Genomic DNA, 13,783 nt, shown 5'->3' on the forward strand with positions numbered 1-13,783 from the left:
TTGGGCGGATGCGCGCGAAAGGCGAAGCGCGCAACGGCACGATCGCGCGTGTCCTCGAAAATGCGGGCTGGCTGCTTGCGGGGAAGGGCGTCGGGGCGGTGCTGAGCCTCGTCTATCTCGGCCTCGCCACGCGCACTTTGGGCCCCGCCGCTTTCGGCCAGTTCGTGCTCATCATCGGTATCGCTCAGGCCATTTCATCCTTCGTGAGCTTCCAAACCTGGCAGGGAGTCGTGCGGTTCGGAATGCCGCATTTCCAGGCTGGGGAGAGCGGTAAGCTCGCCAATGTGATTACCCTGACCCTTGCCCTGGATTATGGCGGCGCGATTGCCGGGTGCCTTATCGCGCTCGCCGGAACTGCATATTTCAGCGATTATTTCGGCTGGGATGCCGCAGTGCGCCGGGAGGCGTTGCTTTTCGCAATCGTCATACTCCTCAGCGCGCGGTCGACGGCGGTCGGGGTTCTTCGGCTTCACGATCGCTTTGGGGTGGGCGCCGTTGCCGATTCCACGACCGCGATTGTGCGGTTTGTTGGCGCGATCCTGGCCGTCGCCTTCATGCCGACGGTGACAGGCTTCTTAACCGCTTGGGCTGCTTCCGAGGTGGCGACAGCCGCCGTCTATTGGTGGTCGGCGGCACGCGTTTCGAAAGGGGCGATGAGTCTGTTTCGCTGGCGCGGGCTCCGTCAGGCAGCCGTCGAAAATCCGGGGATCATGTCCTTTCTCTGGATCACCAATGCGAGCACGACCTTGAACGGCGCGACCAAGCAGCTGACGACTCTGATTGTAGGCCTTGTCGCCGGGCCGGTCGCCGCAGGCAATTATCGCCTTGCCCATCAATTGGGTCAGGCTCTAGCCCGCATTTCCGAAATGCTTTCCCGATCCGTTTATGCGGAGCTCACCCGCGTTCATTTCGGCGATATGAAAGCCAATCTCTCGAAGCTGTTCAGAAGTTCGGTCCGTCTTACCGCAATCGGCGCGGTCACGATCATCCTGCTCCTCATCACGATCGGCCGACCGGCGCTTGGCCTGATCGCGGGGCCTGGTTATGCGGAGGCTTATCCGCTTCTTATGTTACTCGGTACGGCGGCAGCTCTCGGACTTGGCGGAACGAGCTTCGAGCCTGCACTTGTCGCCACGGGTCGGGCCGGACTTGCTCTGCGGCTCCAGTTCGTTGCGACGCTGGTTCTCGCGGCTCTGCTGGCTTTGCTCCTCCCGAGACTGGGTGCAACCGGCGCGGGTATCGCCACTCTTGCCGCTGCTGCCGCGAGCCTGATCCTTTATGGTTGGGCGGCGTTTCGCGCCATGCGCGCCGTGGGAGATCGCGGGGCGATATAGAGTTCCGCCGCGCCGAACGGGCTCTCCTCCCTTCTATACCCACGGGCCAATGCATAAGCGCGAAGCGGCGCGTCGAGATCGATCCGGAATCGGCGATGCCGGGTCTCATAGCCGGTGACGATGGCCGCCGGGGGCTGCGCATCAAGAAAGGCGGTGAGAGTGGCGGGTGAAATGGCATCCATTTCCCGCTGCTCATGCGAAGCGATGATGTCGCCCGTCCGATAAAAGAAGGGCCCGGCGGCGAAGCGGCGGTCGACCGGGAAATTGCTGTCCAGCGTTACGTGCGGCGAAAGGCTGGCAATGGGGCCTTGTGCGCCTGCTGCCTGTAAGCGTGCACCAATCCATTGGGCTTCGTCCGTCGCGGTCAGGGCATTGGCTTCGCCCGTTGCGGCGCGGATCGTCCACTTAACCGGCTGAACAATCCCAATTCCGGCACCGAGGATCAACGATAGGGTCATTACGATGCGAAGCGGGGACGGCCAGTTTTTTAAGTTCGTGAGCAGAATGCCCAACCGGATGAATAGGGGCGGCAGCATCGGGATGAGATATTGCTCCCACGTGGGCGTTGGTAGGATCGCTGCAACCAATCCGGCGAAGATCAGCAGGTCGAGGAGCACCACCTCAGACCGCCGGTCGCGGATCAGGAAAAGCGAGAGAACAAGTGCAGCAAGTGCCGCCCAGGCTGGGCCTTCGAGCAACAGGGCCGCTGTGTCACGCACCTTGGCTACCAAGGTGAGACGTTCACCGAGGCCGTTCCCTCCATACCAGTCGAAGGGTGCGTGGCTGGCATAGTGAAAGACGCCGTAATCGAAGGCTTCGGGCGTCAGGGAGCGCAAAAAAAGCACGGGGAGGAGTGCCGCGACCGCGCCGCCCGCGCAAAAGATTGCGTTTTGCGCGGACGTCCAGCGACGGTCTCTCATGTAGGTCCCGATCAGGAACAATCCGATAGCGGCACCGGGCAAAGCGTAGGAAATCTTGGTTGCGATCGCGGTGCCGAAGCCAAGTCCGGCGCCTGCCCAAAGCCAACGCGAATGAATTTGGGACGAGCCGGACAAGGCCGCGATGGAAAGATAGGTGCCGATACAAGCGAAGAGGGGCGGGAAGGCGTCATTGCGGACGACCGTGGTTCCGAACTGAAAGGCCTGGCACAATGCGAGCAGGACGGCGCCGATCAAAGCGATCTTGCGCCCCACGCCCATACGGCGCTGGGCAAGGTAGACGAGCAACAGCGTGGCGATACCGGCCAATGCCTGCGTCAGCCGCAACGTAATCAGGCTGTATGAAGCGGAAAGCGCCGCGAGCGGCGCCAGCAGCAGCGGCTGGAGCGGCGTTTGCAGGTAGACGAAGTCCTGAAATGGACCATAGCCGGCGGCGACCAATTCCGCAGCTGCAAAATACTGGCTCTCGTCATGGTTTAGCGGCGCGATCAGCGACAATGTCGCGAAGATCGCCGCCAGCGCGAGGAACGCCACGGCCAGAAAGGGTGCGGGCCGCAACGAGGCGGCTCGGTTGATGCGCGTTAGAATCAATGTCCCCACCCCTGAAAGGAGCCCCGGGCAACGACTTAACGGGAATATATTACGAGTAAAGTGAAACGCCTGGACGATCCATCTCTAGCAGGCTCGCCATCGGCAAAGCCTAAGGGCGCGCCAGCGAGTGACGCGCCCTGTAAGAGAAAAGGTAATTAGTAAACCCGGGCTTTGGGCTTGATGTAGCCGATTTCGTCGGTCAGCGTATATTCGTGGACCGGGCGATAATCGATGTTCACCTTGCCCTGATCGAACCACGAAATCGTGTGCTTCATCCAGTTCGCGTCGTCGCGGTTCGGATAGTCTTCGTGCATGTGGGCGCCGCGGCTTTCCTTGCGGTTGGCGGCGCTGTGCATGGTGACGACCGCCTGCGGGAGCATGTTGTCGAGCTCCAGCGTCTCGATAAGATCTGTATTCCAGATGAGGCTGCGGTCGGTGACCTGCACGTCGTCCATGCGCTTGTAGACGGCGTCGATCTTCGTCTTGCCTTCGTCCAGCGTCTTTTCGGTGCGGAAGACGGCGCAATCGGCCTGCATCGTCTTCTGCATCTGCGCGCGGATGTCGGCGGTCGGGCTGCCGCCCTTGGCATAACGCCGCGCGTCGATGCGGCTGAGCGCCATTTCCTCCGACCCTTTGGGCAGCGGCCGTGCCGCTGCATTGGGTTCCAGAATTTCGCCGAGGCGGATCCCGGTCGCGCGGCCGAACACCACGAGATCGATCAGCGAGTTGGAGCCGAGACGGTTGGCACCGTGCACCGACACGCAGGCCGCTTCGCCGACCGCGAACAGGCCAGGGACGACCGCGTCCGGATTGCCGTCCTTCAGGGTCACGACTTCGCCATGATAATTGGTCGGGATGCCGCCCATATTATAGTGGACGGTCGGCACGACGGGGAGCGGCTGGCGGGTCAGGTCCACGCCCGCGAAGATCTTGCCGGTTTCGGTGATGCCGGGAAGACGCTCGGCGAGGATCTTGGAATCGATATGGTCGAGGTGAAGGTAGATATGGTCCTTCTCCTTACCCACGCCGCGTCCTTCGCGGATTTCCATCGCCATGGAGCGCGATACGACGTCGCGGGACGCCAAGTCCTTCGCGGACGGCGCATAACGCTCCATGAAGCGCTCGCCTTCCGAATTGGTCAGGTATCCGCCTTCGCCGCGCGCGCCTTCGGTGATGAGCACGCCTGCGCCGTAAATGCCGGTCGGGTGGAACTGGACGAACTCCATGTCCTGAAGCGGCAGGCCAGCGCGCAGCACCATGCCGCCGCCGTCGCCGGTGCAGGTATGGGCCGAGGTTGCGGAGAAATAGCAACGGCCATAGCCGCCCGTCGCCAGCACCACCGCCTGGCTACGGAAGCGATGGATCGTGCCGTCTTCCATGCAGATCGCGATAAGTCCGCGGCACTCGCCATCTTCCATGATCAGGTCGATGGCGAAATATTCGATGAAGAAGTCCGCGTCATATTTCAGCGACTGCTGGTAGAGCGCGTGGAGCATGGCGTGGCCGGTGCGGTCGGCGGCGGCGCAGGTGCGCTGCGCGGCCGGGCCTTCGCCCATATTCTGCGTCATGCCGCCAAAGGCGCGCTGGTAGATCTTGCCTTCGTTGGTGCGGCTGAACGGCACGCCATAATGTTCGAGTTCGTAGACGGCGGCAGGCGCCTCGCGGCACAGATATTCGATCGCGTCCTGGTCGCCGAGCCAGTCGGAGCCCTTCACCGTATCGTACATGTGCCAGGTCCAATGATCCGGACCCATATTGCCAAGGCTCGCCGCAATGCCGCCCTGCGCCGCCACGGTATGCGAGCGGGTCGGGAAGACCTTGGTGACACAGGCAGTCTTGAGACCCTTCTCAGCCGCGCCCATCGTCGCGCGAAGGCCGGAGCCGCCCGCACCCACGACGACGACGTCGTAAACATGGTCGATGATCTTGTAAGCGTCAGCCATTTTATTGAGCCTCTGCGCCAAAGGCGATCTTGAGAACGGAGAAGAAAGCGAGCGCGCCGACGCCGATCACCAGGAAATTGGTGAGGGTGATCGCGAACACCTTGGTCGATTCATGCACATAATCTTCCCAGACGACCTGCATGCCCAATTTGATGTGCCAGAAGGTCGACAGGATGAAGAGCAGCATCGGCACCGCGTTGAGCGGCGAACGCAGCCACGTCGTCACCGTCTCGTAGCCCATGTCCGGCAAACGCAGGATCGACACGAAGAACCAGACGAAGAGGACGAGCGTCGAGACCGAAGTCAGCCGCTCCAGCCACCAATGATGGGCGCCGGTCCGCGCGGAGCCGAGGCCGCGCACATGCCCGAGAGCAGTCTTGCTGCGCATCACTTCACCTCCAGGATGTAGAACCACAGCAATGCGGTCGCGAGCACGGAGCCGACGATCGTCATCTGCGCCCAGAATTTGTTGGTCTGAAGCTCAAAGCCCGCGCCAATGTCCATGGCGAGGTGGCGAAGGCCCGAAAAAGTGTGCTGGAAGAGCGCCCAAGTAAGGCCGATACCGACCACAAGGCCCGCCCACATGCCCCAGCCTTCGGTCAGGAAGCCGGTGAACTTCCCATAAGCCTCTTCGCCGGACGCCGCCGCGACCAGCCACCAGGCAAGCGCGATGCCGCCGACCACCGACAGGCCCGATCCGGTCACGCGGTGGAGGATCGAGACCAGCATGTGCGGGCCCCATTTCCAGATGGTGAGGTGCGGCGATAAGGGTCGCGATGTGTTGCGGCTCATGGGCGCGTCGGCTCCAGCTTAAAGTTTGGGGCGCTTTTAGGACAAAAGGCCAATGTTGCAAGCGGTCCTGACACCCGCCCGCCCTCTCGTCATTGCGAGCGAAGCGAAGCAATCCAGCGGCACGGAGCCAGCGGCCCACTGGATCGCCACGTCGCTCCGCTCCTCGCGATGACGATATCGGCGGTCAGCGAAAACTTTATTTACCATTTCGCTTTATCTCCGGCCTCCACTCGAACCCCGTGCCACTCGAACCCCGTGGATGTACCGATGATCGCTTTTCCCTCGAACAATCAGGTTCAGAAGCTGACGCCGCAGCAAATCTCCTCGCGCCTCGCCGCTTATAATGGTGATGGCGGGTTCGAACGCGATCTACAGGATTTGTGGGCCGACGCGGGCGAAGTGCTGGTCAACGTCGTCCGTGCGGAGGCGGGGGACAGGGCCGCCGAAGAAATTCGCGCCCGCTTCGTCAATCCCTTCGACGCCAAGTGGCTGCAGGACGTGGCGGAATTCGGCATCGAAATCTATTCGAGCGGCCGGTCCGCGCCCGCAGTCATCCGCCGCCGCGCGACGATCCAGGCTGCGATGATGGTCGCGATCCGCGATCATTTGGGCGGCGATCCCGCCCGCATGGCGCGGGCCATGACGACGATGCAGCTTCTTGCCTGCTACGAAAATGAACTGATTCTCGCCCAGCTCGCGCTTCTTGAAGCCAATGCCGCGGCCGAAGCGCGCGGCCGCCAGAGCGAAAGCTTCGAACGGCTCGTCGCCGACATGGTCAGCGCCGCGACCGGCGAATCCTCCACACTGCGCGAACGCACCGCGTCGACCGCGACGGCCGCGCGCGGCATGCTCGGCAAGACGAGCGAAGTCGCTGCCGCCGCCGAACAATCCGCCGTCGCCATGCGCGAAGCCGCGCAAACCGCCGCCGGCCTCATCCGCGCTATCGAGGACGCGCGGACGGAAGTGGAGGTCGCCGCCGGCGTCGCCACCCGCGCGGGCAATCAGGCCACGGACGCTGTGAAGGTCAGCCAGGCGCTCTCCGCCCACGTCGCGGCCATCGAATCGATCCTCGGCCTCATTCGCGACATTGCGGGCCAGACCAACCTCCTCGCCCTCAACGCCACCATTGAAGCCGCGCGCGCGGGCGATGCGGGCCGGGGCTTTGCCGTCGTCGCGCAGGAAGTGAAGTCGCTCGCCGATCAGACTGCCCGCGCCACCGATGACATTCACGGCAAGATCGCCGCCATCCAGCAGGCGACCCGCCAGACGCTCGACGCCAACGACTCGATCAAGCAGACGGTCGAGGATGTTCAAGTGTCGGCCACCCGGATCCGCGAAGCGATGGAAATCCAGGCGCAAACCGTGACGATGATCACCGCCGCCGTCGACGAAACCGCGCTTGCCGCCGATTCCATGTCCTCGACCATCGCCGCCATTCGCACCGACACTGAAAATGTCGCGAGCGAGATCGACCAGGTCGAAAACGGCTTCATCCGCGTCCACGACCAGCTCGGCCGCTTCCGCGCCAAGACCGCCGAATTCGTCAATAGCTTCGCGGCTTAACGCCGTTCCCCTCTACCGTTCAGCCTGAGCCTGTCGAAGGCCTGCCCTTCTTGAGAGTAAGGCAGGGCTTCGACAGGCTCAGCCCGAACGGATTGGGGTTTTCCTGGACCTTATCCCGCCCTATCGCCCCCGCATGAGCAAGAACATCCTCGTCACCGGCACCAGCCGGGGCATAGGCGCCGCCATCTTCTCCGCGCTCTCAGGCAACAAAACCGTCGGCCATTCGAGCAAAGGCGGCGACAACCAGATCGCCGCCGACCTCTCGCAGCCCGGCGCCGCTGAAGCCCTATGGACCCAAGCGATCGATCGCCTCGGCCATATCGACGTGCTCATCAACAATGCCGGCATATTCGAAGCTTCGCCGATCGAGGTCGGGCACGACGCCTGGCTCGATGGTTGGGAGCGGACCATGCGCATCAACCTCACCGCATCGGCCGAACTCTGCCGCCTCGCCGTTCTCCACTTCCGGACACGCGGCGACGGTCGCATCGTCAATGTCGCCTCCCGCGCCGCCTATCGCGGCGATAGCCCGCAGCACTGGCATTATGCCGCGTCCAAGGCGGGCATGATCGGCATGACTAAATCGATCGCGCGCGGCTATGCGGGCGAAAACATCCTCGCTTTCGCGGTCTGCCCCGGCTTCACCATGACCGGCATGGCGGACGATTATCTCGAAAGCCGGGGAGGGGCGAAGCTTCTCGCCGACATCCCACTCGGCCGCGTCGCCCAGCCGGAGGAAGTCGCCGAAACCGTCCGCTGGCTCGCCCTCGATGCGCCGCCCTCCGCCACCGGCGCGGTCATCGACGTCAACGGCGCAAGCTATGTCCGTTAATTCCGTTGTGCTCCTGCGAAAGCAGGAGCCCAGGTTCGTAGGGCAGGGTCGCTGGGCTCCTGCTTTCGCAGGAGCACAAGAATGAGTAGCTGGAAGATCACACTCCCCTGCACCAAGGCGGAGGCCGAAGCCGTCGAGCGCGAGGAAACACCCTTCGCGACCCTCGACAATCCGCCCGTCATCATGTCGAGCGAGCCCGACGAAACCAGGCCCGACGAATGGCGCCTCGACGGCTATTTTGAGGAGGAGCCCACGGCGGACGACATCGCTCTGTTCCGCACTCTGGCGCCAAGTTCGGCTGGCATGGATCCTGTCGTCGAGCAGCTCCCCGAAGAAGATTGGGTGACGCTGAGCCAACAAGGCCTCGAGCCGATCCGCGCGGGCCGCTTCTTCGTCCACACCCCCGCGCACCGCGACAACGTTCCCGCCGACGCGATCGCGCTCGAAATCGACGCGGGCCGCGCCTTTGGAACCGGCCAGCACGAAACCACGACCGGCTGCCTCATGGCTGCGGACCGTCTGAAGGAACAGGCGATCCGCTTCGACAACATCCTCGATCTCGGCACCGGCACCGGCCTTCTCGCCTTCGCCGCGCTGAAGCTCTGGCCGGATGCAAAGGTCGCCGCGTCCGACATCGACCCTGTCTCAATCGAGGTATCGGACGAAAATGCCGGGATCAATTCCATTCCCGTCGGCACCGGCAAGGGCGAAGTCGAGCTAATCGTCGCGCCCGGCATGGAGCACGCCCGCCTCGCCGCCCGCGCGCCCTACGACCTCATCATCGCCAACATCCTTGCAGGCCCGCTAATCGAGCTTGCCCCGTCGGTGGCGGATGCCCTCGCACCCGGCGGCCGCCTGATCCTCGCCGGCCTGCTCAACACCCAGGCCGAAGCCGTCACCGCCGCCTATCGTCGTCAAGGCCTGATGGGCAGCTTCGACATCGTCCGCGGCGACTGGACCATCCTCACCATGCGCAAACGAAAGGCGCTCGGCTGGCAATAGACCCGGCCCGCCCCCCCATCTGTCCCGTCGTCATCCCGGCGAAAGCCGGGATCTCAGGAAGAATAAGGCGCCCCTCTCGTCACAAGACCCCGGCTTCCGCCGGGGTGACGGCTCCATGACAAGCAACTCACGATAGCACACCAACCGCCCTGTCCCCGTCATCCCGGCGAAAGCCGGGATCTCAGGAAGAAAACGCACCCCTCCCGTCACAATATTCCGACTTCCGCCGGGAGTAACGACCCTATCAAGAAGCCCCAGCCACAATCGCCGCCCAATCCGCCTCGCTGATCACCCTGATCCCAAGCTCCTCGGCCTTTTTGAGTTTGGACCCCGCGCCCGGCCCCGCAACCACCAGATCGGTCTTCGCGGACACCGACCCCGCAGCCTTCGCCCCAAGCGATTCCGCCTGCGCCTTGGCCTCATCGCGCGACATGGTTTCAAGGCTGCCGGTGAACACCACGGTCTTGCCGCTCACCTCAGACTGTCGCGTCTCATGCACCACATCCTGCACGGCGACGCCCGAGGCGAGGATGTCGTCCAGCACCTCGCGATTATGCGGCTCGTCAAAGAAATCCAGGATCGCATTGGCGACTTCCGGGCCAATGTTCGGCGTGTCGATCACCGCCACAACCGCCTTGTCGCGGCGCTGCACATACTTGCGCTCAGGCTCGGCAGGCGTCGGCTGTATCTCTTCCCGAACCGCGAGCGCCCGCGCGACCATCTCGCGCAGCGCCTCCAACGACCGGTAACGCCGCGCGAGATCGCGGGCGGTCACCTCGCCGACATGACGAATGCCAAGCGCGAAAAGGAAGCGGTCGAGGGGCGGCGTCCTCTTTGCGTCGATGGCGTCGATCAGATTTTGCGCCGAAACTTCCGCCCACCGCTCGCGGCTGAGCAGCACGCCCTTCTTCAGCTTGAAGATATCGGCGGGCGATTGCAGCAGCCCGTCCTTGAAGAAGGCCTCGATATGGACGAGGCCCAGTCCCTCGATATCGAGCGCATGGCGGCTGACGAAATGCCGCAGCCGCTCTACGCGCTGCGCCGGACAGATGAGGCCGCCCGTGCAGCGCACGTCCACCTCGCCCTCCTCACGCACCGCTTCGGATCCGCATTCCGGGCAATGGTCGGGAAACACATAAGGCGGCCGGTCCTCGCCCGCCGTCAAATTCTCCACGATCTGCGGAATGACATCGCCCGCGCGCTGAACGACGATCCGGTCGCCGGGCCGCACGCCCAGCCGCCCGATCTCGTCCGCATTATGAAGCGTGGCGTTGGTCACCGTCACCCCGCCCACAGTCACCGCCTCCAGCCGCGCGACCGGCGTCAGCTTGCCCGTCCGCCCGACCTGGATGTCGATAGCGTTGAGCGTCGTCTGCGCCCGCTCGGCCGGAAATTTATGCGCGATCGCCCATCGCGGCGCTCGTGCTACCTGCCCGAGTCTCTTCTGCCAGTCGAGCCGGTCGATCTTGTAAACTACGCCGTCGATATCGAAGGGCAGGTCAGCCCGCTTCGTCTCGATCGCGCGATAATGGGCGATGAGGGCATCCATGTCCGTGAAACGCTGGAAATCCTCCGAAACCGGAAGTCCCCAGGCGGCGATGGCGTGCATGATGTCGCATTGCGTTTCGCCGGGCAGCTCCGAAACCTCGCCCCAACCATGGGCCAGGAACCGCAAGGGCCGCGCGGCGGTGATCGCGGCATCCTTCTGCCGCAGCGAGCCCGCCGCCGCATTGCGCGGATTGGCGAAAATCTTGCCGCCTTCGGCCTCTTGCCGCTTGTTCAGCGCCGCAAAGTCAGCCTTCGCCATATAGACTTCGCCGCGTATCTCGAACACGTCCGGCGCCTTACCGCTCAAGCGCTCGGGAATATCGGCGACGGTCCGCGCATTGGGCGTCACATCCTCGCCCGTCGTCCCGTCGCCCCGCGTCGCGGCGAGCACCAGCACGCCTTTTTCGTAGCGCAGGGAACAGGACAGCCCGTCAATCTTCGGCTCCGCAGTGAGCGCCACTTCAGCGCCCTCGCCAAGGTTCAGGAACCGCCGCACCCGCCCGACGAAATCCGCGACATCCTCATCCGAAAAGGCATTGTCGAGGCTGAGCATCGGCGCCGCATGCGGCACCTTGGCAAGGTGCCCAGCCGGCGCCGCGCCAACTTGGACAGCGGGGCTGTCAGCCCGCACGAGATGCGGATATTTCGCCTCAAGCTCGGCATTGCGCCGGATCAGCGCATCGAAATCCGCGTCCGAAATTTCGGGCTGATCCTCGCTGTGATAGAGCCGGTTGTGCCGCGCGATTTCCTCCGCCAGCCGCTTTAACTCGGCAGCGGCTTCAGCTTCCTCAAACAAGTCGCTCACGCAAAAGTCTCGGCCAGAAACGTCCTGAGCGAGCCCCATGCCCGCTCTGCGGCCACTTCATTATAGAGGACGCCAAGTTCCGGCGCCGCCGCCCTCGGGCTCGTAAAGCCGTGCATCGTCCCGCCATAGGCATGGGCCTGCCAATCCGCGCCCGCGTCCGTCAGTTCGCGCCCGAGCGCCACGAACTGCTCGGGCGTCGCCATCGGATCGTCCCAGCCGTGATAGACGGCGATCTTCGCCTTGATCTGCCCGTCCTCAAGCCCGCTCGGCGTGAACAGCCCGTGGAAGCTTCCCACCGCCCGCACATCCGCGCCAGCCCGGGCCAGGTCCAGCGCGCACAGCCCGCCAAAACAGAAGCCGATCGCTGCGATCCGGCTTGCATCCACGCCCCCGGCCCCGCGCGCCGCCTCCGCCCAAGCGAGCAGGACGTCCCGAAGCCGCGCGCGATCCTCGATGAATGGCCGCATCAGCGCCGTGCTTTCCTCACGCGTTTCCCCAGTACGGCCGTCGCCATAAACGTCGCAAATGATCGCGCCATAACCCCAACCGCAAAGCCGCTCCGCCGCCTCATGTGCGAGCTGATCGACGCCCGAAAATGTCGGAAAGATGAGCACGACCGGCACCGGCCCGCCGCCAGCCGGAAACGCAATTTTTCCCTCATGCACCACGCCCTGATGCGTCATCTGAAAGGGCTGAAAATCCATCACGCCGCCTCCAGCAACCGGCTCGCCTGCGCCCGCGCTTCGTCCGTGACTTCCGCACCGGACAGCATCCGCGCAATCTCCTCCCGACGTCGCGACGCATCCAAAGCCTGAACTCCAGTCCGCGTCACCGTCCCGTCATGGCTCTTTTCGATAAAATAATGCTGCCCGCCGCGCGCCGCGACCTGCGGGCTGTGCGTCACCACCAGCACCTGCGCGCCAGCGGCAAGCCGGTGGAGCCGCTCCCCGATCGCGCTCGCCACCGCGCCGCCGACGCCCCGGTCGATCTCGTCGAAAATCATCGTCGCAACGCCGCCACGCTCGGCCAGCGCCACTTTGAGCGCGAGAATGAACCGCGACAATTCGCCGCCCGACGCAATCTTGGCGAGCGGCGCGAATGGCGCGCCGGGATTGGTCGCAATCTCGAACTCCACGCGGTCCTTGCCTTTCGCGCTCCACTGCCCATCCGTCAGCGGCTCGATCACCGTCCGGAATTTCGCCGCATCAAGCTTCAGCGGCGCAAGCTCGCCCGCCACCGCCGCGTCGAGCCGCGCCGCAGCTTCCATGCGCAACCGCGTTAATTCCGCCGCCGCCGCGTCATACGCCGCGCGTTGCTCCGCCACCTGCCGCTCCAGCGCCGCAAGCCCTTCGCCGCCCGCCTGGATCGCGCCCAGTTTCGCCGCCATCTCTTCGGCGAGGGCGGGGAGGGCGTCGCACTCCACGCGATGCTTGCGGGCCATGGCGCGAAGGTCGAACAGCCGCGCTTCGGCCTCTTCCAGCCGCGCCGGATCATAGGACAAGGCCTCGCTCGCCTCGTTCAAGCGATCCTCTGCCTCCGAAGCCTCGATCACCGCCCGGTCGATCGCCGCCAGTGCCTCGGCCAATTTGTCATGTTCCTCGGCAATCCGGTCGAGCCGCCGCGCCGCCTGCCGAAGCTGGGCAAGCCCGCCTTCGGACCCCTCAAGCAACGCCGCCGCCGCGCTAATATCCTCGGCCAGCCGCGCGCCTTTCTGCATATTGGCGCGCATGGAGGCCAATTCCTCCTCCTCGCCAACCTGGGGCCCGAGCGCCGTCAGTTCGGCGACGGCATGTTCCAGATATTCGCGGTCCCGCTCAGCATGGTCGAGGTCGGCCCGCGCCGCTGCAAGCTTCTCGTCCGCCTCGCGCCACCCCCGATAGGCGCTTTCCGCCGTCCGCGCATCGATACCGCCATAAATGTCGAGCAGCGCCCGGTGCCCGCGCGCATTCAGCAGCCCGCGATCGTCATGCTGGCCGTGGATTTCGACGAGCAGCCCGCCAAGGTCGCGGAGCAAGCCCACCGACACTGCCTGATCGTTGACCAGCGCCCGGCTCCCGCCATCGGCCTTGACGATGCGGCGGATGGTGACGGGCTCGCCCGGCTCCACATGAATGCCGCCTTCATCGAGCAAGCCGCGCACCGCATGGTCGTCGGCAATGTCGAAACTCACGCTCACCACCGCCTGCGCCTGGCCGCTACGCACCAGTCCGCTATCGGCCCGCGCACCCAGCGCCAGCCCCAGCGAATCAAGCAGGATCGATTTCCCCGCCCCCGTCTCCCCGGTCAGCACGCCAAGGCCCGGCCCGAATTCCAGGTCCAGCGTCTCGATCAGCACGACATCGCGAATGGAAAGGGCGGTGAGCATGACCGGTGTATAACGAGAACATCGGCGCCCTCAAATGCCAATGCGTAGGCTCTCCCCCAATGAAGAATAA

The 13,783-nt window shown here is 64.3% G+C and carries 11 protein-coding genes; 4 read left to right on the plus strand and 7 right to left on the minus strand.

Translation table 11 applies throughout. From position 1 onward, the window contains the following. The first annotated feature begins 8 nt into the window (after nt 1-8). Entirely contained in the window at nt 9-1,334 is a 1,326-nt protein-coding gene (locus tag C7I56_RS01930) for a lipopolysaccharide biosynthesis protein (protein ID WP_106638853.1), read from the plus strand. On the opposite strand, the gene C7I56_RS01935 is transcribed toward C7I56_RS01930, so the two are convergent. The 4 genes from C7I56_RS01935 to sdhC form a co-directional block, all read right to left on the minus strand. After that, entirely contained in the window at nt 1,277-2,863 is a 1,587-nt protein-coding gene (locus C7I56_RS01935; RefSeq protein ID WP_158702956.1) for an ArnT family glycosyltransferase, read from the minus strand. The two genes, C7I56_RS01930 and C7I56_RS01935, sit on opposite strands and share 58 nt — an antisense overlap. Before the next feature lie 155 nt (nt 2,864-3,018). Then, a complete protein-coding gene (gene sdhA / locus C7I56_RS01940; protein WP_106638855.1) occupies nt 3,019-4,806 on the minus strand; it encodes a succinate dehydrogenase flavoprotein subunit in 1,788 nt (595 codons plus the stop codon). A 1-nt stretch (nt 4,807) separates the two neighbouring features. Next, nucleotides 4,808-5,194 carry a succinate dehydrogenase, hydrophobic membrane anchor protein gene (gene sdhD, locus C7I56_RS01945; RefSeq protein WP_106638856.1) on the minus strand — a complete coding sequence of 129 codons (387 nt, stop codon included), beginning with the start codon at nt 5,192-5,194 and terminating at the stop codon, nt 4,808-4,810. Then, nucleotides 5,194-5,598: a succinate dehydrogenase, cytochrome b556 subunit gene (gene sdhC, locus C7I56_RS01950; RefSeq protein ID WP_106638857.1), complete on the minus strand. Its 405-nt coding sequence runs from the start codon at nt 5,596-5,598 to the stop codon at nt 5,194-5,196. The genes sdhD and sdhC overlap by 1 nt, the downstream gene beginning before the upstream one ends. Before the next feature lie 267 nt (nt 5,599-5,865). Between sdhC and C7I56_RS01955 the strand changes: the two genes are divergently transcribed. From C7I56_RS01955 to C7I56_RS01965, 3 genes are all read left to right on the plus strand, one after another. Continuing rightward, on the plus strand, nt 5,866-7,161 hold the full coding sequence (locus C7I56_RS01955) for a methyl-accepting chemotaxis protein (protein WP_106638858.1): 1,296 nt from the start codon (nt 5,866-5,868) through the stop codon (nt 7,159-7,161). Nucleotides 7,162-7,294: 133 nt separating this feature from the next. After that, nucleotides 7,295-7,993, plus strand: a complete 699-nt coding sequence (locus C7I56_RS01960) for an SDR family NAD(P)-dependent oxidoreductase (RefSeq protein WP_106638859.1) — start codon at nt 7,295-7,297, stop codon at nt 7,991-7,993. A gap of 81 nt (nt 7,994-8,074) precedes the next feature. Beyond that, complete coding sequence (locus C7I56_RS01965) at nt 8,075-8,995, plus strand: 50S ribosomal protein L11 methyltransferase (protein WP_106638860.1); 921 nt, start codon at nt 8,075-8,077, stop codon at nt 8,993-8,995. Nucleotides 8,996-9,239: 244 nt separating this feature from the next. On the opposite strand, the gene ligA is transcribed toward C7I56_RS01965, so the two are convergent. Genes ligA through recN form a run of 3 tightly spaced genes read right to left on the minus strand, consistent with a single transcriptional unit; the run spans nt 9,240 to nt 13,713 of the window. Next, entirely contained in the window at nt 9,240-11,348 is a 2,109-nt protein-coding gene (ligA, locus tag C7I56_RS01970; RefSeq protein ID WP_106638861.1) for an NAD-dependent DNA ligase LigA, read from the minus strand. Then, complete coding sequence (locus tag C7I56_RS01975; protein WP_106638862.1) at nt 11,345-12,052, minus strand: dienelactone hydrolase family protein; 708 nt, start codon at nt 12,050-12,052, stop codon at nt 11,345-11,347. Before C7I56_RS01975 ends, ligA begins: the two co-directional genes overlap by 4 nt. After that, entirely contained in the window at nt 12,052-13,713 is a 1,662-nt protein-coding gene (recN, locus tag C7I56_RS01980; protein ID WP_106638863.1) for a DNA repair protein RecN, read from the minus strand. Before recN ends, C7I56_RS01975 begins: the two co-directional genes overlap by 1 nt. Between the last annotated feature and the right edge of the window lie 70 nt (nt 13,714-13,783).

The sequence above is a fragment of the Allosphingosinicella vermicomposti genome, from assembly GCF_003012815.1.
Lineage (GTDB): Bacteria > Pseudomonadota > Alphaproteobacteria > Sphingomonadales > Sphingomonadaceae > Allosphingosinicella > Allosphingosinicella vermicomposti.

Bases quoted from the DNA above. Each gene is read 5' to 3' on its own strand.
- recN (WP_106638863.1), bottom strand. From the start codon at position 13,713: ATGCTCACCGCCCTTTCCATTCGCGATGTCGTGCTGATCGAGACGCTG.
- sdhC (WP_106638857.1), bottom strand. From the start codon at position 5,598: ATGAGCCGCAACACATCGCGACCCTTATCGCCGCACCTCACCATCTGG.
- sdhD (WP_106638856.1), bottom strand. From the start codon at position 5,194: ATGCGCAGCAAGACTGCTCTCGGGCATGTGCGCGGCCTCGGCTCCGCG.
- sdhA (WP_106638855.1), bottom strand. From the start codon at position 4,806: ATGGCTGACGCTTACAAGATCATCGACCATGTTTACGACGTCGTCGTC.
- C7I56_RS01975 (WP_106638862.1), bottom strand. From the start codon at position 12,052: ATGGATTTTCAGCCCTTTCAGATGACGCATCAGGGCGTGGTGCATGAG.
- C7I56_RS01930 (WP_106638853.1), top strand. From the start codon at position 9: ATGCGCGCGAAAGGCGAAGCGCGCAACGGCACGATCGCGCGTGTCCTC.
- C7I56_RS01955 (WP_106638858.1), top strand. From the start codon at position 5,866: ATGATCGCTTTTCCCTCGAACAATCAGGTTCAGAAGCTGACGCCGCAG.
- C7I56_RS01960 (WP_106638859.1), top strand. From the start codon at position 7,295: ATGAGCAAGAACATCCTCGTCACCGGCACCAGCCGGGGCATAGGCGCC.
- C7I56_RS01965 (WP_106638860.1), top strand. From the start codon at position 8,075: ATGAGTAGCTGGAAGATCACACTCCCCTGCACCAAGGCGGAGGCCGAA.